The sequence below is a fragment of the Streptomyces sp. NPDC055966 genome (assembly GCF_042269865.1).
Lineage (GTDB): Bacteria > Actinomycetota > Actinomycetes > Streptomycetales > Streptomycetaceae > Streptomyces.
In genome coordinates this window covers 1-19,677 of record NZ_JBHJYK010000013.1, presented here as the reverse complement: position 1 = coordinate 19,677, position 19,677 = coordinate 1, and the positions used below count along the sequence as shown (strand labels likewise).

Below are 19,677 nucleotides of genomic sequence, written 5' to 3'. Positions count from 1 at the left end.
GACCTCCCGACCGATCACCTCCCCGCTGATCGCCTCCTGAAAGGAACACCGCACATGAGTACCAGCATCGGCTTCGACATCCGCAGGATCGGCGGCCGTATCGGCGCCGAGATCCTCGGCGTGGATCTCTCGACCGACCTCGACCCCGCCGTCGTCACCGAGATCAACTCCGCGCTCCTGGAACACAAGGCGCTCGTCTTCCGCGACCAGAACCTCGACGACGCCGGCCAGCTCCGCTTCGCCTCCCTCTTCGGCGAACTCACCACCGCCCACCCCACCGTCCCCTCCGTCGACGGCCAGCCGCACATCCTGCCCGTCGACGGCGACGAGGGCATCCGCGCCAACCACTGGCACACCGACGTCACCTTCGTCCGTACACCCCCGAAGGCGTCCACGCTGCGCAGCATCGTGATCCCGCCGTACGGCGGAAACACCCTCATCGCCAACGCGGCCGCCGCCTACCGGGACCTGCCCGAGCCGCTACGCGAGCTGGCCGACAAGCTCTGGGCCGTACACACCAACGACTACGACTACGCCGCCCCGAAGAACGAGAAGGCGGCCGAGCACCGCAGGCGGTTCGTCTCCCGGAAGTACCGCACCGCCCACCCCGTCGTCCGCGTCCACCCCGAGACCGGGGAGCGCGGGCTGTTCATCGGCGGCTTCGCCCAGAGCATCGTCGGTCTCGGCCCGTCCGACTCCCGCGACCTGCTGCGCATCTTCCAGTCGTACGTCACCCGCCCGGAGAACATCGTGCGGGTGACCTGGACACCGGGCGACCTCGTCCTGTTCGACAACCGGATCACCCAGCACTACGCCCCCGACGACTACGGCGACCTGCCCCGCCTGCTGCACCGCGTGACCGTTGCGGGCGACGTCCCCGCCGGGATCGACGGCACCCTCAGCCACGTCATCGAGGGCGACGACGCCTCCCACTACACCCCCGCCGCGGCCTGAGCCCCCGGGGCCGCCGGGCAGGGACACCCGCCCCTGCCCGGCGGCCGGCCCGCAACGGACACCGACCGAAGCCGTACGGGATAATGCACACATGCGGATCTCAGCCAGGGCGGACTACGCGGTACGTGCCGCGCTGCAGCTCGCCGCGTCACGGGATGACGGGCCACTGAAAGCCGAGGCCATCGCCGCCGCCCAGGACATTCCGCACAAATTCCTCGAAAGCATCCTGAACGACATGCGCCGCGGCGGACTCGTACTCAGCCAGCGCGGCGGCAATGGCGGCTACCGGCTGGCCAGGCCCGCCGAGTCCATCAGCATCGCCGACGTCATCCGCACCGTGGACGGACCGCTGGTCTCGGTGCGCGGCGTCCGCCCCCCGGAACTGTCCTACACCGGCCCCGCCGAGTCGCTGCTCCCCCTGTGGATCGCGTTGCGGTCCAACGTGCGCGAAATCCTCGAAGGCGTATCGCTCGCCGACGTCGCATCGGCCCAACTACCCGCCGACGTATCCGCGTTGACCAACACCCCGGGCGCCTGGGTAAACCCCTGACACACTGAGCCGCATCACCACCCGGGATGCCGCAGCCGTGATCGGACGGCCGTAGGGCCAGCGAGGGCGGTCAGCGCAGGTGGCGGCTGGTGTCGCCGACCAGGTGGATGTGGACGGCGCGTTCCGCGAAGCGCCACCGGCCGCCCTCACGTACGAAGCGGTCGCGGTAGCGGCCTGCCGCGACGGCCTGGAGCGGCAGATCGTCCAGGGCCTGCAGGACGGTGACGTACGAGCACGCCGTCGCCGCGCCCGCCTGCTCATCGACCTCGACACGGACGTTGGTGGTGACATGGTGGGTGCGCGGTGTTCCGTCGGCGTACAGGATCGTACGGTCCCGGAACATCTGCTCCACGGCCGCGCGCCCCTCGAAGCGGGCGCCTGCGCCGCCGATGAAGACACCCTCCGCGAAGAGCCGACCGAGCCCGGGCAGGTCGCCCGTGTCGACCAGTTCCGCGTACTCGGCGATCAGGTTCTCGATGCTTCGGACGTCGTCGGCCATGGCCACGTCGAGCCTCCAGGGCGAGTGGGAGTCCCCCTCTACGGGTGCCGTCACGGTAACGCGGGGCTTCCCCGTGCCGCGCAGGATGCCGGGAGGCGGCTTCCGGCACCGGCGCTCACGGGAACGACATGAGCAGTGCCCGCACCCTCATTCGTCACCATCTTGACAGGTGACGCATGGAGGTGCACGCTGCTATCACGTCCAGCCGTCGAGCAGGACCCCATCCACGACCGAGGAAGTGGGGAATGGCCATGAGCAAGGAATCCACGCCGGACGCGGCAGCCGCAGCCCGGCACGCACGCTACGGCCGGCTCCCCGAGCGCATCCGCTTCGAGGACATGACAGAAGAGATCGAGACCGGACCGAGCAACGCGAAAGACGCCTACGACCCCGAAGGCTCGTGGACGTACTACTCATGCCTGGCGCTCGACCTCGGGCTGTAGTCACCCGTCACACCGGCCGGTCGAACCGGCACGTTCGCTCCGCCCGTCGAGCCATTGCCCGAACGGGCGTCCACTCCGGCGGACCCTCTCACCGAGGTGCCGGACAGGCCCGGCGACCCCGTCCCGTCACGGCGTCAGCAGCCCCCGGGCCCAACCGAGCCGATCGCACCGCCCTGACGGCGAACTCTTCCGCGAGCTCGATGCCCACGCTGTCGAGCCAAGTTCGGTAGAACGTGCGGCCCAGCCGATCGGCCGCACCGGCACTCGCTCGCCGACGACACCCAGCGAAGTAACCACCTTGACTGGCAACGGCCACATGACACTCTCGCCACCGGTCAGAACAGTTACTCTTTCAGCGAGGAAGGCCCATGGCAGTCGTACGGTTCCATCTCGTCTCCACGCTCGGCCCGAAGGACGTGCTGGAGGTGCTGACCGACTTCCGCCCCTCACGCGCCGGGACCTGGCCCACGATCGACGCCGAGCACTTCCAGGTGCACGAACTCGGCGACACCTGGGCCGAGGTCACCGAGGGCACCACCGCCGCCTGGGAACGCGCCCGCTACGAGTGGAAGCCGGGCGGCGACACGGTCACCATCACCACGCTCGACTCCAAGCTCTTCGGAGCCGGCGGCGGTTGGGTCTTCCGGATGACCCCCGAGGGTGAGGGGACCCGGGTCGACGTGGAGTTGACGCGGCAGCCAAGCACGCTCAAGGGCAAGGTGCTCGCCGCACTGCTGCCGGTCGCCGCCCCCTCGTCCCTGCGCAAGTCCTTCGCGGGCCCCCTGCAGGCCGCATGACCTGCTCCAGGTCCTGGCTCCGCCGCCCCGGTGCGGGAGAGCCCACACCCTGAAGGGCCGGCCTGCCGAACCAGGACCGAGGCGTCACCGCGAGCGCGTCGAGCAGTCGCCGGGTGTCGAGCGGGCCGAGAAGGTGCCGTTGACCTCGCTCGGACTGTTGCGCGAGGCCTGGGCAGACCGGTCGGCGAGCTGCCCGTGGGGCAGCGCCGACGGCTCGCGCTGGCCCTGCTGGTGGCCTGCCCGCCCCAACTGCTGCTGCTCGACGAGCCCACCAACCACCTGCCCCCCACCCTGTGCGACGAGCTGGAGGCCGCGTTCGGTCCGGGTTCCAGCGCGATCGTCCTCGCGAGCCACGACCGCTGGCTGCGGAGGCGGTGGCAGGGCCGCGAACTCCGGCTGGAGCAAGGGCGCGTGCAGCGGGAGGAGGAGGCGACGGCCCGTTCCCCGTCCTGATCTGCGCCCGCCGGGCACCGTCTCCGGCCCTGACCTGCGCTCCGTGCGCGAGGTGCCATACGATCGCAGGCACACACCTCCCCCGAGCGGTCACCGATCCGAACGGTGACGACCCTTGCCTTCCCCTGGAGTCACCTGTCAAGATGGTGATGTGAATCTTAACCATGTCTTCGTATGCGGGCACCTGGCCCTGGACTTTGTGGCCACACTTCGCGCCCGGCGCTCGACCCGGTTCGAGATGTTCGTGGCGCCGGAGCGGCTCAACGCCTGGTACCTGGAGTCCGGACTCGTGGACACGATCACACCCGGAGACGAGGACGACGTCCGGGAGGCGATCGCCGTGCGCGAGGCCCTCTACCGGCTGGTCACCAACCGCAGGACGGGTGAAGAGTTCGACCGCGAGGCACTCGCCGTGGTCAACGGCGCCGCGCGCAAGACCCCCGCGACGCCGCAGCTCACCCTGGCCGGGCGGCACACCGAGGCGACCCCCGGGCAGGCCCTGGCCACCGTTGCCCGGCAGGCCGTCGAACTGCTCAGCGGCCCGGACGTCCCGCTCCTGAAGGAGTGCGGCAACCCGGAGTGCACGCGGGTCTACATCGACCGTTCCCGGGGCACGCGGCGGCAGTGGTGCGGCATGGAATCCTGCGGCAACAAGATCAAGGCAGCCGCCTACCGCGCCCGCAAGAAGACCTCCCCCGCCGCCACCGCGCGCTGACCCCTGCCCTTCAACAGCGGCGACGCCGGCCTCCGGGTGACGGACTTCGACGCGGTGACCGAATCCCTTCCGCCCGGATGGACGCCGCGGTCCGAATGCACCGCGCCATGTTCCGCCGGACCACGAGGCGTTCCTCAGCGCGAGGCGGTTCAGAGCCGGGCGCCGGGCATCCTCTACGAGAACACGCGGCGCCCACTTCGGCTGCCAGCATGCCCGCGAGCTCCCTGTACGTCCCGGCCGACCCGGTGCAGTGGCAGGTCATCGCGGCGCACCCACGACCTGGTCGCCGCCCGGCGCACCGAGTCTCCGAACGAACTCGCCGAGGGCGGTGCGGACGGCCGTCGAGGCCTTCGGCCGCCTGGAGGCGGTCGTCAACAACGCCGGCTACGCCGACATGGCCGTCATCGAGGACGCCCAGCGGCGCCACGTCAGCGAATCCCATGAACCGGACACTGGGCCGGCCACGGTGGTGACGGCGAGGGGCCCGCGTGCGGGCACACTCCCGGGCACTACGCGGCCCAGGTCGTCGGCGGCGGCCGGGAGCCGCATTTCCTCGGCGACACCGTGCGCCACCTGCCCCGACTGCCCGACGAGCGGTTCGCCGGAAGCGGCACTGCCCTCGGCCCGAATCGGCCGCGGCCCCGTGGTGACGGGGCACGTACGGCGGAAGGCCGGGGAAGGCGACGGCGTCGCGGCCGTCGGTGGGCAGCCGGAGACGCCGCGCCGGCGGCAGGTGGTCGGGGGCACCTGCCGCCGTCGGCGGATCTGTCCGTGGTCGGTGTCGGGTCAGAGGGTGATGGTCTTGTACTCGGTGTAGGTGCCGAGGCCGACCGCGCCGTACTCGCGGCCGATGCCGCTGGCCTTGAAGCCGCCGAACGGGCCGTCGAAGGCGAGGGGGGCGCCGTTGACGGTGATGGTGCCGGTGCGGATACGGCGGGCGACCGCCAGGGAGTGCTCCTCGTCGGAGGACCAGACACCGCCGGAGAGGCCGTACTCGGAGTCGTTGGCGATGCGGACGGCGTCGTCCTCCTCGTCGTAGGCGATGACCACCAGGACCGGGCCGAAGATCTCCTCCTGCGCGATGCGCATGGAGCTGTCCACGTCGGCGAAGACGGTGGGCGTGACGTAGTTGCCCTTCTCCAGGCCCTCGGGGATCTGCGGGCCGCCGGTGACCAGTCGGGCGCCCTCCTCGATGCCGAGCTGGATGTAGTTGCGTACCCGCTCCTGCTGGTCGGGGCGGATCATCGGGCCGATGAAGGTGTCCGGGGCGCCCGGGTCACCGACCTTCAGCGACTCGACCAGCTCCTTCAGCGCCGCCACGACCTCCTCGTACCGGCTGCGCGGAGCCAGGATCCTGGTCTGGGCGATGCACGACTCGCCGTTGTTGAGCAGGGAGCCGAACTTCACGCCGGCGACCGCCTTCTCGATGTCGGCGTCGGGGAGGATGATGGCGGCGGACTTGCCGCCCAGCTCCAGGCTGACCCGCTTGAGCTGCTCGCCGGCGATCGAGGCGATGCGGCGGCCGGCCCCCGTGGAGCCGGTGAAGGCGATCTTGTCGACCTCCTTGTGCGACACCAGGTACTCACTGGTCTCCCGGTCCGCGGGCAGGACGCTGATCACGCCCTCGGGCAGGTCCACCCGCTCCAGCAGTTCGGCCAGGAAGCCCATGCTCAGCGAGTTCTCCGGGGACACCTTCAGGACCACCGAGTTGCCGGCGACCAGCGCGGGGATGATCTTCGAAGTGGCCGAGGAGAACGGCGAGTTCCACGGGATCACCGCGGCCACCACGCCGACCGCCTCACGGCGCACCACGCTGCGCACCGGGGACGCCGGGTCGGAGGGCACCAGGGTCTCCTCCCAGCCGAACTCCTCCGCCGCCTTCAGGTAGGCGTTCGCCTGCCGGGTGAGGCCGGGCTGTCCGGCCCGGGTGAACCATCCCGCCGAACCGGTCTCCAGCGAGATCAGGTGCGCGATCTTCTCCGCGTTCCCCTCGCGCAGCGCGTTGAACCGCCGCAGGACCGCGATCCGCTCCGCGGGCGGCGTCGAACGCCACACACCCGCCTCGAACGAGGCCCGCGCCGCGGCCACGGCGCGCTCGATGTCCGCCGGGTGCGCCTGGGCCGCGCGGCCGACCACCGACTGGTCGTGCGGCGAGACGATGTCGAGCAACTCCGGGTCGCTCGGCTCCACCCAGGAACCCCCAATGAAAAGCCGGTCGTAAATGATCATGCGCTTTCTCTCCTTGGAGCCTCAACTGTCACACTAACGTAGCACTTCATCTAACTACATACACATTGCCGAGATGAAAATCTCACGATCCTTCGCATTTGCGCTGCGCTTAGGGTGTGCGGGTGGGGCCTGCAGACGCACCCCAGCAGGGCGCGGGACGGCGCCCGACGAAGGCGCCGGCCGGGTGGAGTGCGGCAATTCGGCGCCCAAGCGGCTGGGACGGTGCCCTCGGCGTCGGCGGAGTGGGCGGCACCGGTCTCAAGGAGCGCCTCTCTGCGCGGGGCGCCAGGGGTGGCGCGCAAACCGCCTGCTCGACGTACTTGACTCAATCAGATGGCAATGACCACAACATCTGTCCCGCTACTGTAGCGGTTAAGTCCAAGAGTTGCACATGCGAGCGGCGATAGGCGTCTCAGGTTTCACATCTCACGGCTAGACTGTTGCGGTGAGAGCCGACGCAGCACGCAATCTGGAAACCGTTCTGACCACCGGGGCGCGGATGCTCGCCGCCGACCCCGGCGCGAGCATCGCGAGCATCGCCGCCGAAGCGGGCGTGGACCGGCGTACCGTCTACCGGCGCTTCGCCTCTCGTGAGGAACTCCTCGCCGCCATCTACGCGTCCCGTCTCACGGCCATCGAGCAAGCCATCGAGGACGCTCGGCTGCGCGAGGCCCCCGTCGCCGTCGCCCTGCACCGCTACGTCGAGAACATCATCGCCGTCAACCGCACCTGGCCCGTCGATCTGGCCCGCATGGTCGCCGACGACACCGTCCGCGCACGCCGCGACGCCTTCGTCCGCGAAGTCGACACCTTCCTCCAACGCGCCACCGTCGAAGGCCTGCTCCGCCCCAACCTGCCGGAAGGGTGGGCGAGCGCACTGCTGCCGCAGCTCATGCACCTCGTGTCGCGGCAGATGCCCCATCTGAGCCCCGCCCAGGCGGCGGACGTCGTCGTCGACACCCTGCTGCACGGCATCGGAACGTCCTGACACTTCAAGGCCCTGCAACAGCGGAACACCCCGAGCACACCGGGTGCGGGATTCACTGCGCCCCGCCGGATTCCGGCTCGAAAGCAGCCAGTCGCCGGCCGGTCGGGCGTGATCCCACCCGCCTACGGAAGGGCGCCGCCGTTCAAGGGTGTTGTTCAGCAGCTACGTGGGGAAGGCTGCACCCTTCGAAAGGCTCGCCGTATCCGCCCGGTCCGAACGAGCCTGGGCCCAGCCGAAAGTGTCGGGGCCGGGCGCGCGCGCCACGGACACTCAACCGGCCGAACCGACCTGGCATGAACGGCGGATCGCGGACCCCGTCGCCGGCGGCCTGACGGAAACGAAGACCGGCGAGCGCATCTTCCTGTCGCCGCGAACGGTCAACTCCCACCCCTACCGCGTGTTCCCCGAGCTCGGCATCACCTTCCGCGCCGCACCGGCCGGCCTGGAGGACGGTCATGGCCTCTGGAGCCGGGCCTCGAACGGCAACGCTCAGTCGAATGACTCAAGCCCCGAAGCCGCGGGTTAGGGAAGGAGATCCGGCCCTCCGGGCGGCGGGTGTGCCACACGGCCCGCCGCCTGCGGTGCCGCCTCCGGGAGCCGGTCATACGCGAGGTGTGCGCCGGGCAGCGGTGTCACCACCCGCGTCACACCGTGACGGATGTGTCCGATTTCGTCGCGGACGAGAGTCTGTATCGCCGGCCCGGCCACCGGAGGAACAGCCTCTGAACCACTGCCCAGCACGGAAGGGCACTTTTGCGTCACCTGTTTGACAGGTGACGAACCGTGTGCGAGGGTCATCGCGCCGCGAACCGCGGTGATCTCGCGCTCGGGACGGGAGCGGGAGTTCACGGACCGGTCACCGGAGAACGCACGACGGAGGGTTTCAGATGATCAACAGGCGTACTTTCAGCAAGACCGTGGGCCTGGGCGCCGGCGCGGCCGCGGTCTCACTGTCCGGCATACAGAGCAACGCGTCCGCCGCCACCGGCCCGGCCGCCGCCCGGCAGCCGGGCGGCACGCCCGCGCCCACCGTGCCCAGCATCGCCCCCGGCACCCACACCGGCTTCCGCACACTCAGGCAGATCAAGGCCGGTGTCCTTGACATCAGCTACGCCGAGGCCGGACCCGCGCACGGCCCGGTGGTCATCCTCCTGCACGGTTGGCCGTACGACATCCACAGCTACGTCGATGTCGCCCCGCTCCTCGCCGACCTGGGATACCGCGTCATCGTCCCCTACCTGCGCGGCCACGGCAGCACCCGCTTCCTGTCCCGGCGCACCCCGCGCAACGCCGAGCAGTCCGCGATCGCCCTGGACATCATCGCGCTGATGGACGCCCTCAAGATCGACAAAGCCGTGCTCGCCGGCTTCGACTGGGGCTCGCGAACCGCCGACATCATCGCCGCACTGTGGCCCGAACGCGTCACGTCCCTGGTCTCCACCACCGGCTACGTCATCACCAATCTCAAGGCGCAACTGACGCCCGCCGCCCCGGCCGTCGAGCACAACTGGTGGTACCAGTGGTACTTCGCCACCGATCGCGGCAAACAGGCCATGGAGAACGTCGACGAGCGCATCGCCCTGTGCCGTTACGTGTGGACCCTCGTCTCCCCCAACTGGAACTTCGACGACGCCACCTTCCAGCGCACCGCCCAGGCCTTCCACAACCCCGACTACGCCGCGATCGTCCTCTACAACTACCGCTGGCGCATCGGTCTCATCGAGGGCGAACCCCGTTACGACCGCTACGAGAAGCAACTCGCGGCCCAGCCCTCCATCCACGTTCCGACCATCACCCTCGACCCCGCCCTCGACCCCTTCACCCCGCCCGGCGACGGCACCACCTACCGCAGCCACTTCACCGGGCCCTACGAGCACCGCACCATCGCGAACATCGGGCACAACCTGCCGCAGGAAGCACCCACCACCTTCGCCCAGGCCGTCGTCGACGCCGACCACCTCTGAGCCCCCGCGCCCGCCACCGACGCGGCAACCGACAGACCGCGTCGGTCACTCCCTGCCGCTGCCCGTGGGAGCCACCGAGCAGCACGGCTCTCATCTGCCCACCGGCGTGGGCGACTTCCTGGCCGCGGAGGTGTGCCGGCGGGCGCGGTGCCGGCCTCCGAGCACACGTCACGCCGTCGGTGCCGACGGGCCTGTCGGAGCACCACACGACCTTCGGCGACACCCTCACACTCACCCTGCCCACGTTGCACGCGCCGCTGCGGGACAACCGCCGCTCCGTGATCCGGGTGGGTTTCTCCCGCATCCTGATCGTCAACGGGCGCGGCGGGAACATGACCGCCCTCAACGCCCTGACGAGCGAGCTGACAGCGGAGCCGGTGACGCGGGAGACGTCCATGACGATGGCCGCATTCCCCGAGCCGATCCGCGCCGAGCACCTGGCCGAGAGCCGCGGGCCGCGGATCATCCTGCCCACGGAGTCCACCGAGCCGGTGTACGTGGCCACCGGTCCGGGCCGTAGCCCGGAAGCCTCGACATCGATGTTGGTCTCCCGCGCGATGCGCTGCTGGTCCTCGTCGTGGGTCGTGCGGTAGTCGGTGACTGCGGGACCGAAAGGGATCTCGACGGACTCCGCATGCCTGCCATGGCCCCGGTGGGTGGCGCGGGGCGTGTCGTCGCCGCTCATGGCGCCTCATCTCTTTGTCCTGCGTGTCCGCACGGTCACCGGCTGCACGCGCCGGCCGACGGATCCACGATGTGCGTCACCGCCTTGACGGGTGACGAATCGTCATGACAAAGTCATCACCAGTCGAGGTGGTGACGCGCCTGGGTCGGGACGCCCCCGCTCCACCGCCGAAATACCTGAAACCTCCTGAAAGGGGTTTGTCGTGGTGAGCATCAGGAGCGGACGCAAGCGAGTGGTGACGGGTGTGGTCTCGACGCTCACAGCGGGTCTCGCGCTCGGCGCATTCGCCCTCAGCGGTGCGGCCAACGGCGCGACCGAGACCGCCGAGGCCGCCGGAGCCGGCAGACACGCCAAGCCGACCATCGTTCTGGAACACGGCGCTTTCGCCGACGGCTCCGGCTGGAACGGCGTCATCGCCCAGCTGCGTGCCGACGGCTACCCCGTCGTCGCCGCCGCCAACCCCCTGCGCGGCCCCGCCTCCGACTCCGCGGCCCTGCGTACCGTCCTCGACCACATCAAGGGCCCTGAGATCGTCGTCGGCCACTCCTACGGCGGCGACGTCATCAGCGAGGCCGCCATCAACGACCCCCAGGTCAAGGCCCTCGTCTACGTCGCCGCCTTCCTCCCGGCCCCCGGAGAGAGCGCCCTGGAGCTCACCAACAAGTACCCGGGCTCCACTCTCCCCGCCGCGCTCGACCCGGTCACCTACAAGCAGGCCGACGGCACCACCGCCACCGACCTGTACATCCAGCAGGGCAAGTTCCACGACCAGTTCGCCGCCGACGTCCCCGCCGCCCAGGCCGCCCTCATGGCGGCCGAACAGCGCCCGATCGCCCAGGCCGCTCTTGAGGAGAAGGCCACCAGCGCCGCCTGGAAGACCAAGCCCAGCTGGGACGTGGTCACAACCCAGGACCTCAACATCCCTCCCGCCGTGCAGCGCTTCATGGCCAAGCGGGCTCACGCCCACACCACCGAGGTGGCCGCCTCGCACTCCGTCGCCGTCTCCCACCCCCGCCTGATGGCCGACGTCATCGAGCGAGCCGCCCGCGCCACCGTCCACTGACGGCACCCCGGGCACCACGTGACGGCACATCCCCCCCGTGCCCGGACACCACCCCCCGGTCGTCGCCGACATACCTTCCAGGTGTGTGTCGTGGTCGGTCTCGTGCTGCACGATGTGTGCCGACCGGCCTCCGGGATGCCGACCCAAGCGCGGCCGACGTGTACCGCACCGGAGTCGACATGCCCGCGGTCGGTGCCGGCGCCGACGGTGACGGAGCGGCCTTCTGCACCACCCTCTTCCGCGATCCGGCCGGCATCCAGCGCGCCTTCAAGGACAAGGCGCTCTTCGAGAAGGCGCCCTCGCCGGACCCGGCCATGGCGCCGAACCTCTTCGGTTTCCTCGCGGCACGGTTTCCGGGCCGACACTCTGCGCAGGTGTCGGCACGTCCGTTGTCAGGTTCCTGGGGCGTACGCGACACCGAAGCCGAACTCGCGGCGCTGACCGGGTTCCAGGGCAAGTGCAGCGACGTGTTCGGGGCGGTTGAAGGCGTTGGTCATCGTCTCGACGGGTTCAAGGGCGATGGAGGCGCGCCGGTCTCGGGCCAGCGTGTCTCCGGTGAAGACATGCATGAAGCCGCCGTACTGCCATACCAGCAGTTCCTCGCCGGTCGCCGGATCGGTGAGTACTGTCTCGATCCGGCCGTCGGGGCCAGGGGCCAGGTCCGCGTAGCAGGCGTCGATGACCGCGTCACCGAGTCGCTTCGGTGCCCGGAAGTCCATGTCGGGGCAGTCGTCCAGTGGAAGCAGGGCGGCATCGCCGGGCAGCGGGATGAGGGATGGGTCGGTGCGGATCAGGGTGTGCGCGGGGACATGCAGGACCAGGTCATCGATGGGGTGCGACAGAGCGAAGTAGGGGTGCCAGCCCGTCGCGTAGGGGGCGGTGGTGTCCCCCACGTTCGTCGCCCGGATCTCGATACTCAGCTCGCGGTCGGTAATGGTGAATTCGGCTTCGAGGTCGAGGGCGAACGGGTAACCGGGGTATCGGCCCGGTCTGATGCTCGTGGTGTGGAGCAGGAGGCGGGCGGAGTCGGCCGTCGTGGTGGAGTGGACGAGTTCGAAGGGTGTCTCGCGGGCGAAGCCGTGGTAGATCGTGCGGTCGCCATGGTGGCTGGGCAGCAGGTCGTGGCCGTGGCCGTCGTAGCGGTAGCGGCCGTCGGCGACGCGGTTGGGGAAGGGGGCCAGCAGGCCGGCTCGTACGCCGTCCTGGGAGAGGAGTTCCTTTTCGTCGCGGTAGCCGTCCGTCAGCTCCTTCAGCGGCCCGGTCTCTTCGCGCCTGACCTGCCAGCTCAGCAGGGTTGCTCCGCGCAGTGCGAGGACGGCGCGGACGGTGTCGTCCGGCGCGGAGATGGCAAGGGTGGGTTCGCCGCCGAGGCGGTCCTCGGCGATCCGGTACTCGGCGGTCATGTCCCCTGGTGTTCCTCTCAGCTCGTTTCGGGGGCGAGCTTCTTCGCGCCCGTCATGATGGCCACGGCGTCCTCCATGGAGTGCGACTGCGGGGTGATGACGCCCGCGCAGCCGCCGAGTCGCTGGATGTGGATGCGGTCGGCGACCTCGAAGACGTTGGGCATGTTGTGGCTGATGAGGATGATGCCGAGGCCCTGGTCGCGCAGGTCGCGGACGAGTTTGAGGACCTGGCCGGTCTCGCGGACGCCGAGGGCGGCGGTGGGCTCGTCGAGGATCACCACGCGGCCGCCGAAGGCCGCCGTGCGGGCGACTGCCACGCACTGCCGCTGGCCGCCCGAGAGGGTCTCCACGGCCTGGTTGATGTTCTGCAGCGTGCCGATGCCGAGCCGCTTGATGTGGTCGGCGGCCTGACGCTTCATCTCGCTGGTGTCGAGCATGCGGAACACCGAACCGAGCACGCCCTTGCGGCGGATCTCCCGGGCGAGGAACAGGTTGCTGGCGATGTCCAGCGCGGGGGCGACGGCGAGGGTCTGGTAGACCGTCTCGATGCCGGCTTCTCGGGCGTCCTGGGGCCGTTTGAAGTGGACCTCCTTGCCGCCCACGAAGAGGCTGCCCTGGTCGGGGACGAGGGCTCCGGACAGGCACTTGATCAGCGTGGACTTGCCGGCGCCGTTGTCGCCGATGACGGCGAGGACCTCGCCGGGGTGGAGGGTGAGATCGACGTCGTTCAGGCCGACGACCTTACCGAAGAGCTTGACCAGGCCCTTGGCTTCGAGGACGGGGGCGGTGGCGGTGGTCACGACTTCACACTCCGGATCCACTGGTCGACGGAGACAGCCGCGATCACCAGGATGCCGACTGTGAGGACTTGGTAGTTGGGGTCGATGCCGGCCAGCGCCAGGCCGTTGACGAAGACCTGGACGATGAGGGCACCGATCAGCGAGCCGAGCACCACACCTCGTCCGCCGAACAGGCTGGTGCCGCCGATGACGACCGCGGTGATGGACTGCAGGTTGGCGTTGAGACCGCTGTTGGGGTCGCCGCCGCCGACGCGGCCGACCAGGATCCAGGCGCCCACGGCGATGGCGAAACCGCCGACCATGTAGGCGCTGAGCAGCACCTTGTTGACGGAGATGCCGGCCAGGCGGGCCGCTTCGACGTCGTCGCCCACGGCGTACAGGTGCCGGCCCCAGGCGGTGTAGCGCAGGGCGTAGCCGATCACCGCGTACAGGGCGATCATGATCAGGACGCCGTTGGTCAGGTTCAGCTGCCCGAGGGAGACCGTGTTGGCCGTCCACATGAGGATGTTGCCCGGCTGCAGGGCGATGGTCTGACCCTTGGCGTAGATGAGGGTGATCGCGGTGAAGATGCTGAGGGTGCCGAGGGTGACGATGAACGGCGGCAGCTTGATCTTGGTGACCAGCAGTCCGTTGAGGGCCTGCGCGGCGATGGCGACGGCCGCCCCGGCGAGCAGGGCCACCGCGCCCGGCCAGTGGTTGTCCGCGACGAGCTTCGACATCAGCAGCGAGGCGAGCACCATGACCGCGCCGATGGACAGGTCGATGCCGGCGGTGAGGATGATGACCGTCTGCCCGACGGCCAGCGAGCCGATGACGGCTACCTGCTGGACGACGAGCGAGAGGTTCTGCAACGCGTAGAAGCGGTCGTTGACCAGGGAGAAGACAACAGCGGCGAGCACCAGGACGATCGCCGGGCTGAGTGCGGGCTGTCGGTGCAGCACCGAGTGGATGCGCTGGGTGAGGGTGGCGGGCCGGTTGAGGAGCTCCTCCGCCGGTGCCGGTGTGGCTTGAGGATCCACGTGGGTGGTCACAGGGGGTCCTTCCGGTTCTTTCCCTCGTGCGGGCCTTCATAGGGGCTCACGGGCTCGTGGGCGTGTGTGGTGCAGTGCGGGTGCGCCGCCGGCGTGTACCCGCCGGCGGCGCACCGGGATCGGACCGGGTCAGCTGCCCCAACAGGCGGAGGCAGCCTGCGAGGGGGACTGGACGGTCAGGCCGCCGAGGGGCTTTGCGGCGGCGAGAGCGGTGCCGGTGTCGTAGAAGGACTTGCCGTCGGTCACGCCGGGCTTGCTGCCGCCACGGGCCAGCTTGGCGATCGAGTCGACGCCGAGGGACGCCATCTTGCCCGGGTACTGCACCGCGTCGGCGGCGAACTCGCCGCTGGTGAGGTTCTTCAAGCCGGCGCAGCTGCCGTCGATCGCGTAGATCGCGACGTTCTTCTCCTTGCCGGCCGCCTTCAGCGCGTTGTACGCGCCCTCGCCCGCGGGTTCGTTGATCGCGTAGACGACGTTGATGTTCGGGTTGGCCGACAGGCAGTTCTCCATCGCGGTGCGGCCGCCGTCGATGGCGCCCTGGGTGGGCTGGTGGCAGGCGATCGTGTAGCTGCCGCCCTTGCCGCCGGTGTACTTGCCGGACTTGGCCTCCTTGCCGTTCTCGGTCTTGCTGCCGGGGTCGATGCCCATGCCTTCCAGGAAGCCGTGGTCGCGGTTGATGTCGACGGAGACGACCTGGTTGTTGAACAGGTCGAGCATGGCGATGACCGCCGGCTTGCCGTTCAGGGCGGCCGCGGCGTACTGGCCGTCGAGCTTGCCCGCTTGCTCGTTGTCGGTCGCGTAGGTGATGTTCGCGACGCTGGCCGGGTTGGGCGCGGTGTCCAGGGCGATCACGAACAGGCCGGCCTGCTTGGCCCGGTTCAGGGCGGCGTTCACGGCGTCGCCGTTGGTGGTGATGAGGATGCCCTTGTCACCGCGGGATATGGCGTTGTCGATGGCGGTGATCTGGGTCTGGGTGTCGCCGTCGGTGTTGCCCGCAGCCACCGTGAGACTCACGTTGTCCTTGGCGGCCTGGGTCTTGGCGTCCTTCTCCATGCTCACGAAGTAGGGGTTGGTGAGCGTCTTCAGGATCAGCGAGACACCCACCTTGCCGCCGCCGCCCGAGGCGGACGAGGAGGAGCTTCCGTTCGAGGAACCGCAGGCCGCGAGCGTGGCGCCGAGGCAGACGCTGACGCCGATCGCGGCCACTCCGGTACGCCGACTGCGGCGGCTCGGCACCTGGCTGGTGGAGATGTTCATGGCTTGATCCCTTTCGGAGCCGTCCCTTGGCCGACGCTGAGACAACGTTGACTGGGCGAGATACTGGGCCTGTATGGACGAGCCCGTCAAGACGCTGATAGACATGCGCGGGCAACGAGTAGGTAACGCACAACCGGTTGGAGACAACGATGACTCAGGGCGAGGCCGCGCCCCGGTCCACCCGCAGCCGCCCCACCATGCGTGAGGTCGCGGCGCTGGCCGGAGTGGCCATCAAGACCGTCTCGCGCGTGTTCAACGGCGTCCCCACCGTCGATCCGGCGATCGTCGCCAGGGTCCGAGAAGCCGCCGACAAACTGGGCTACCGCCCCAACCTCACGGCCAGCAGCCTGCGCCGCGGCGACGGCCGCACCGCCACCATCGGCATGCTCGTCGAGGACGCGGCCAACCCCTTCTCCGCTGTCCTGACCCGCACCGTGGAGAACGTGGCCCGGGAACGCGGAGTGCTGGTGCTGGTCGGCAGCCTCGACGAAGACCCGGCGCGGGAACGGGAGTTGGCCCAGGCGCTCGTCGACCGCCGGGTCGACGGGCTGGTGATCGTCCCCGCGGGACGCGACCAGAGCTATCTCATCAACGAGCAGCACACCGGCACCCGCATGGTCTTCGTCGACCGCGAGGCCGGCCTGCTCGACGCGGACGCCGTCGTCTCCGAGAACCGGCAGGGCGCCATCGCCGCCGTCAACCACTTGTTGAAGGCCGGCCACCGCCGCATCGCCTACCTCGGCGACCGCGCCTCCATCCCCACCGCCGCCCAGCGCTTCGAGGGCTACCGGCACGCCCTGGAAGTCGCGCACATCGCATACGACGACGAGATCGTGTGCCACGTCGGGTCCAGCGAGGAGGCGGCCATCGCCGCGACCGAGCAGGTCCTGTCGCTGCCCGATCCGCCGACGGCGCTGTTCACCAGCCAGAACTTCGTGACCATAGGCGCTGTCCGCGCGCTGCGCGCAATGGGCCTGCAGGACACCGTCGCCCAGGTGGGCTTCGACGACTTCCCCCTGGCCGACATCCTCAGCCCGGGCATCTCCGTCATCGCCCAGGACGTCGAGCAGGTGGGCAGGACAGCCGCCGGGATGCTCTTCCGCAGGCTGGACGGCGACGAGTCGCCCACCCGCACCATCACCGTGCCGACCCGGCTGATCGAGCGGGGCTCCGGCGAGATCCGAGCCGAAGGACCGCGCCATGACTGATCCGACACATGTGACGAGGCTGTCCCCGAGCGTGACCGTGATCGGCGAAGCCCTCATCGATCTGGTCCAGCTCGACGTGCCTGGGGACTACCGCGCGCGACCCGGCGGCAGCCCGTTCAACGTCGCCATCGGCCTGGCCCGGCTCGGACACCGCACCGCGCTCATGGCCCGCATGGCCGACAACGCCTTCGGCCGCATGCTGCGAAACCAGGCCGAGGCCGAGGGCATCGACCTGTCCTACGCCCCGGTCGCCACCGAACCCACCACGCTTGCCGTGGTCTCCACGGACCCCGAAGGCCGGGCGAGTTACGACTTCTACCTGGACGGCACCGCGGACTGGCAGTGGACCGACGCGGAGACCGCCTGCACCCCGCAGGACACCGCCGTAGTGCACTTCGGTTCGGTCGCCTCCTGGACGCCGCCGTCCGCGGAGCACATCCACTGCGCCGTTCAGCGCCTGCGCACCGGCGGTACGGCGCTGATCAGCTACGACCCCAACGTCCGCGGCGCCCTCCTGGGCGATCCGGAACGCGGGAGGCAGGCCGTGGAACGCAGCGTCGGCATCGCCCACCTGGTCAAGGCCAGCCGTGAGGACGTCGAGTGGCTCTACCCCGGGATCCCCATCGAGCAGATCGCCGCCCAATGGCTGGAACTCGGCGCGCTCCTCGTCGTCATCACCGACGGCCCCGACGGTGCCCACGTATTCCGGGCCGGAGCGGGAAGCATGAGCCGGCCCGGCCGGAAGGTAGCGGTGGTGGACACCGTCGGCGCGGGCGACGCCTTCACCGCCGGACTGGTCGGCGCGCTGCTCCGCCACGGACTGCACACCCCACAGGCACTGGCCACGGCCGACCCGGACGTGCTGGCGATCGCCGTGGACGACGCGGTCCTCGTCTCCGCGCTGACCTGCGAGCGCCTGGGCGCCGATCCGCCCACCGCCCTGCCCCGCCCCCACCTGCCTGCCCAGGCGCCCCTGGAGGTGACGGATCTGACGTTCCCCGATGGCACCGGCCTGGTGGGGACGGGCAGTCCAACTCCACAGCCGGTGCAGTCCGTGAAGAGCTGACGGTCACGCGGCGAAGGATCCCCGGCGGGGCATTGCATCGGGTAAGGAACGTGTGCGACGGGGCGGCACCTCGTCGAGGTGGCCCTGAGGTCACGTGCCCGAGGAGTGGGCGCACCATGCCGGACGGCGGCAGAAGACGGGGATGCCGCAGGAGGTCGGGCACCGGGGGGAAGTGGCGCCTGGCCCTGGACACCTTCGACCCGGCCACCGCCCCTCTCATCGCCAGGCCCTGACACGCCGTCCGACCCGTCGAACGAAAGTTCCGGATGTCGTGGTCGGAAGCTGCGCAAAGCGGCCAGCCACGCACTTCCACGCCCTCGGCGACACCCTCCAGTCGTCCTCCCCCATCGCCGCCGTCATCGCCGTCGCCCTCATCCCCCTGATGGCGATCGTCACCGAGGGCAAGTACTACCTGGGCCGCACCGACGACGGCATCGCCGAATCGCTACTCGCCGCGGAGGGCAACCCGAGCGCGCCGACGTACGACTGCCACGTCTGCCGCCAGCCGTACGAGCGCCCGGACCCGGCCGCCTGCGCCACCCACGACGCGGCGTGTGCTCGCCCTGTCCGAGCACGGACAAGATCGGCAACCACGTCCTACCGGCCGCGGACCTAGGGCACAGCCGGAGCACGACGGCCGGTTTGCGTAAAAGCGTCCTCGTCGCCACGACGGCGACTCGGGCGCCACTGCCACGCGGAATGCCCGAGCCGCCGTACAGGCGCAGGAGCGGGCCAGCACGGGGGGAACCAGCCCGCTCCTGCGTACGGCGCCTGCGTACCTCCCGAGGAGAGCAGGCGCCCTGACCCCACATGACCGGGTCACCTTCTCCAGCGCGCCGCGCGCCAAGAGTGTCACCAGCAGCAGGCGGTGATCACAAAGTCAACACTCTTGCAAAGGAGGTCACTTGAGACCATCACGTTTCAGACGCGCGATCGATACGCATCTCCTGGCGACACGGTGGAGCTCGTGGGAACCGGCAGCGACACACAACTCCGCGACGCGCCCTGACAAATGGCACGCCATCACAACCAGACACGCGCCTGTCAAGGGAGTCTCACCCCCGAATGCGGCCCTCGCGGGGCAGGTACGCTAAGGCCGCTGCGGCACCCTTCCACCTTCGTCCGTGCTTCCGCGGTGAGTCATGGCCTGCCGCGATCAAGACGTCTTCGGGCATGAGGAAGAGACACGGTGCTGATAGCGGACCGATACCGGCTGGGGGACGCCCTCGGGCGCGGAGCGATGGGGGAGGTCTGGCGCGCCTTCGACGAGACGCTGAGCAGACCGGTAGCCGTGAAATTGTTGCTCCCCCAGGATGCCGACCCGACTGCGCCCTCCCGCTTCCGCCTGGAGGCCCAGACCGCCGGCCGTCTCAGCCACCCGCACGTCGTCGGTGTCCGTGACTTCGGCGAGTACGAGAACCGGCTGTTCCTGGTGATGGACCTGGTCGAGGGCGGCAGCCTCGCCGGGCTGCTCGCCGCTCACAGAACACTCTCCGCCGAACGGGTGGCCCGTATCGCCGCCGAGGCCGCGGACGGACTCGCCGCCGCCCACCAGCGGGGCATCGTCCACCG

19 protein-coding genes and 2 pseudogenes are annotated in these 19,677 nt (G+C 69.8%); 15 read left to right on the top strand and 6 right to left on the bottom strand.

The annotated features are described in order from the left end of the window. Window positions 1-54: 54 nt before the first annotated feature. The gene (locus ACFC8N_RS26290) at window positions 55-954 is read left to right on the top strand and encodes a TauD/TfdA dioxygenase family protein (protein ID WP_376290284.1); all 900 of its coding nucleotides are present in this window, start codon (window positions 55-57) and stop codon (window positions 952-954) included. Window positions 955-1,045: 91 nt separating this feature from the next. Then, complete coding sequence (locus tag ACFC8N_RS26285; protein ID WP_356030708.1) at window positions 1,046-1,504, top strand: Rrf2 family transcriptional regulator; 459 nt, start codon at window positions 1,046-1,048, stop codon at window positions 1,502-1,504. 70 nt (window positions 1,505-1,574) lie between these two features. Here the strand turns inward: ACFC8N_RS26285 and ACFC8N_RS26280 are convergent, their stop codons facing one another. Beyond that, complete coding sequence (locus tag ACFC8N_RS26280) at window positions 1,575-2,057, bottom strand: nuclear transport factor 2 family protein (protein WP_376290282.1); 483 nt, start codon at window positions 2,055-2,057, stop codon at window positions 1,575-1,577. Window positions 2,058-2,254: 197 nt separating this feature from the next. On the opposite strand from ACFC8N_RS26280, the gene ACFC8N_RS26275 reads away from it, so the two are divergent. The 4 genes and pseudogenes from ACFC8N_RS26275 to ACFC8N_RS26260 all read left to right on the top strand — a co-directional run bounded on the left by ACFC8N_RS26275 (window position 2,255) and on the right by ACFC8N_RS26260 (window position 4,411). After that, window positions 2,255-2,446: a hypothetical protein gene (locus tag ACFC8N_RS26275; RefSeq protein WP_376290281.1), complete on the top strand. Its 192-nt coding sequence runs from the start codon at window positions 2,255-2,257 to the stop codon at window positions 2,444-2,446. A gap of 368 nt (window positions 2,447-2,814) precedes the next feature. Further along, window positions 2,815-3,243 (top strand): hypothetical protein, encoded by a 429-nt coding sequence (locus ACFC8N_RS26270; protein ID WP_376290279.1) that lies wholly within the window; start codon window positions 2,815-2,817, stop codon window positions 3,241-3,243. 112 nt (window positions 3,244-3,355) lie between these two features. Then, window positions 3,356-3,696, top strand: a pseudogene (locus ACFC8N_RS26265) (ATP-binding cassette domain-containing protein); the annotation flags it as partial. A gap of 151 nt (window positions 3,697-3,847) precedes the next feature. Continuing rightward, window positions 3,848-4,411, top strand: a complete 564-nt coding sequence (locus tag ACFC8N_RS26260; protein WP_376290277.1) for a CGNR zinc finger domain-containing protein — start codon at window positions 3,848-3,850, stop codon at window positions 4,409-4,411. Between the two features lie 786 nt (window positions 4,412-5,197). Here ACFC8N_RS26260 and ACFC8N_RS26255 read toward each other — a convergent pair. Continuing rightward, window positions 5,198-6,640, bottom strand: a complete 1,443-nt coding sequence (locus ACFC8N_RS26255; protein ID WP_376290276.1) for an aldehyde dehydrogenase — start codon at window positions 6,638-6,640, stop codon at window positions 5,198-5,200. Window positions 6,641-7,139: 499 nt separating this feature from the next. Between ACFC8N_RS26255 and ACFC8N_RS26250 the strand changes: the two genes are divergently transcribed. The 5 genes from ACFC8N_RS26250 (at window position 7,140) to ACFC8N_RS26230 (ending at window position 11,340) form a co-directional block, all read left to right on the top strand. Further along, entirely contained in the window at window positions 7,140-7,628 is a 489-nt protein-coding gene (locus ACFC8N_RS26250) for a TetR/AcrR family transcriptional regulator (protein ID WP_362819927.1), read from the top strand. 148 nt (window positions 7,629-7,776) lie between these two features. Beyond that, window positions 7,777-8,154, top strand: coding sequence for a hypothetical protein (locus ACFC8N_RS26245; RefSeq protein WP_376290274.1), 378 nt, complete (start codon window positions 7,777-7,779; stop codon window positions 8,152-8,154). 361 nt (window positions 8,155-8,515) lie between these two features. Further along, on the top strand, window positions 8,516-9,592 hold the full coding sequence (locus ACFC8N_RS26240; protein ID WP_376290271.1) for an alpha/beta fold hydrolase: 1,077 nt from the start codon (window positions 8,516-8,518) through the stop codon (window positions 9,590-9,592). Next, window positions 9,589-10,185 carry a creatininase family protein gene (locus ACFC8N_RS26235; protein WP_376290663.1) on the top strand — a complete coding sequence of 199 codons (597 nt, stop codon included), beginning with the start codon at window positions 9,589-9,591 and terminating at the stop codon, window positions 10,183-10,185. Before ACFC8N_RS26240 ends, ACFC8N_RS26235 begins: the two co-directional genes overlap by 4 nt. A gap of 294 nt (window positions 10,186-10,479) precedes the next feature. Continuing rightward, the gene (locus tag ACFC8N_RS26230; protein ID WP_376290269.1) at window positions 10,480-11,340 is read left to right on the top strand and encodes an alpha/beta fold hydrolase; all 861 of its coding nucleotides are present in this window, start codon (window positions 10,480-10,482) and stop codon (window positions 11,338-11,340) included. Window positions 11,341-11,732: 392 nt separating this feature from the next. Here ACFC8N_RS26230 and ACFC8N_RS26225 read toward each other — a convergent pair whose 3' ends face one another. The 4 genes from ACFC8N_RS26225 to ACFC8N_RS26210 all read right to left on the bottom strand — a co-directional run bounded on the left by ACFC8N_RS26225 (window position 11,733) and on the right by ACFC8N_RS26210 (window position 15,831). Then, window positions 11,733-12,743: an aldose 1-epimerase gene (locus ACFC8N_RS26225; RefSeq protein WP_376290267.1), complete on the bottom strand. Its 1,011-nt coding sequence runs from the start codon at window positions 12,741-12,743 to the stop codon at window positions 11,733-11,735. 17 nt (window positions 12,744-12,760) lie between these two features. Continuing rightward, window positions 12,761-13,543 (bottom strand): ATP-binding cassette domain-containing protein, encoded by a 783-nt coding sequence (locus ACFC8N_RS26220; protein ID WP_356030694.1) that lies wholly within the window; start codon window positions 13,541-13,543, stop codon window positions 12,761-12,763. After that, the gene (locus tag ACFC8N_RS26215) at window positions 13,540-14,574 is read right to left on the bottom strand and encodes an ABC transporter permease (protein WP_356030693.1); all 1,035 of its coding nucleotides are present in this window, start codon (window positions 14,572-14,574) and stop codon (window positions 13,540-13,542) included. Before ACFC8N_RS26215 ends, ACFC8N_RS26220 begins: the two co-directional genes overlap by 4 nt. A 129-nt stretch (window positions 14,575-14,703) precedes the next feature. Next, window positions 14,704-15,831: a substrate-binding domain-containing protein gene (locus tag ACFC8N_RS26210; RefSeq protein ID WP_376290265.1), complete on the bottom strand. Its 1,128-nt coding sequence runs from the start codon at window positions 15,829-15,831 to the stop codon at window positions 14,704-14,706. A 149-nt stretch (window positions 15,832-15,980) separates the two neighbouring features. Between ACFC8N_RS26210 and ACFC8N_RS26205 the strand changes: the two genes are divergently transcribed. The 4 genes and pseudogenes from ACFC8N_RS26205 to ACFC8N_RS26190 form a co-directional block, all read left to right on the top strand. Further along, the gene (locus ACFC8N_RS26205; protein WP_376290263.1) at window positions 15,981-17,039 is read left to right on the top strand and encodes a LacI family DNA-binding transcriptional regulator; all 1,059 of its coding nucleotides are present in this window, start codon (window positions 15,981-15,983) and stop codon (window positions 17,037-17,039) included. Further along, window positions 17,032-18,105: a carbohydrate kinase gene (locus tag ACFC8N_RS26200; protein ID WP_376290260.1), complete on the top strand. Its 1,074-nt coding sequence runs from the start codon at window positions 17,032-17,034 to the stop codon at window positions 18,103-18,105. Before ACFC8N_RS26205 ends, ACFC8N_RS26200 begins: the two co-directional genes overlap by 8 nt. Before the next feature lie 298 nt (window positions 18,106-18,403). Beyond that, window positions 18,404-18,711 (top strand): annotated as a pseudogene (locus ACFC8N_RS26195) (allantoin permease); the annotation flags it as partial. Window positions 18,712-19,294: 583 nt separating this feature from the next. After that, the coding region (locus ACFC8N_RS26190) for a protein kinase (RefSeq protein WP_376290257.1) at window positions 19,295-19,677 on the top strand (383 nt) is incomplete at its 3' end.

What these genes read in the sequence shown, in the direction of transcription:
- ACFC8N_RS26250 (WP_362819927.1), top strand. Translation starts at nt 7,140, where the DNA reads ATGCTCGCCGCCGACCCCGGCGCGAGCATCGCGAGCATCGCCGCCGAA.
- ACFC8N_RS26240 (WP_376290271.1), top strand. Translation starts at nt 8,516, where the DNA reads ATGATCAACAGGCGTACTTTCAGCAAGACCGTGGGCCTGGGCGCCGGC.
- ACFC8N_RS26290 (WP_376290284.1), top strand. Translation starts at nt 55, where the DNA reads ATGAGTACCAGCATCGGCTTCGACATCCGCAGGATCGGCGGCCGTATC.
- ACFC8N_RS26225 (WP_376290267.1), bottom strand. Translation starts at nt 12,743, where the DNA reads ATGACCGCCGAGTACCGGATCGCCGAGGACCGCCTCGGCGGCGAACCC.
- ACFC8N_RS26255 (WP_376290276.1), bottom strand. Translation starts at nt 6,640, where the DNA reads ATGATCATTTACGACCGGCTTTTCATTGGGGGTTCCTGGGTGGAGCCG.
- ACFC8N_RS26275 (WP_376290281.1), top strand. Translation starts at nt 2,255, where the DNA reads ATGAGCAAGGAATCCACGCCGGACGCGGCAGCCGCAGCCCGGCACGCA.
- ACFC8N_RS26270 (WP_376290279.1), top strand. Translation starts at nt 2,815, where the DNA reads ATGGCAGTCGTACGGTTCCATCTCGTCTCCACGCTCGGCCCGAAGGAC.
- ACFC8N_RS26200 (WP_376290260.1), top strand. Translation starts at nt 17,032, where the DNA reads ATGACTGATCCGACACATGTGACGAGGCTGTCCCCGAGCGTGACCGTG.
- ACFC8N_RS26205 (WP_376290263.1), top strand. Translation starts at nt 15,981, where the DNA reads ATGACTCAGGGCGAGGCCGCGCCCCGGTCCACCCGCAGCCGCCCCACC.
- ACFC8N_RS26210 (WP_376290265.1), bottom strand. Translation starts at nt 15,831, where the DNA reads ATGAACATCTCCACCAGCCAGGTGCCGAGCCGCCGCAGTCGGCGTACC.
- ACFC8N_RS26285 (WP_356030708.1), top strand. Translation starts at nt 1,046, where the DNA reads ATGCGGATCTCAGCCAGGGCGGACTACGCGGTACGTGCCGCGCTGCAG.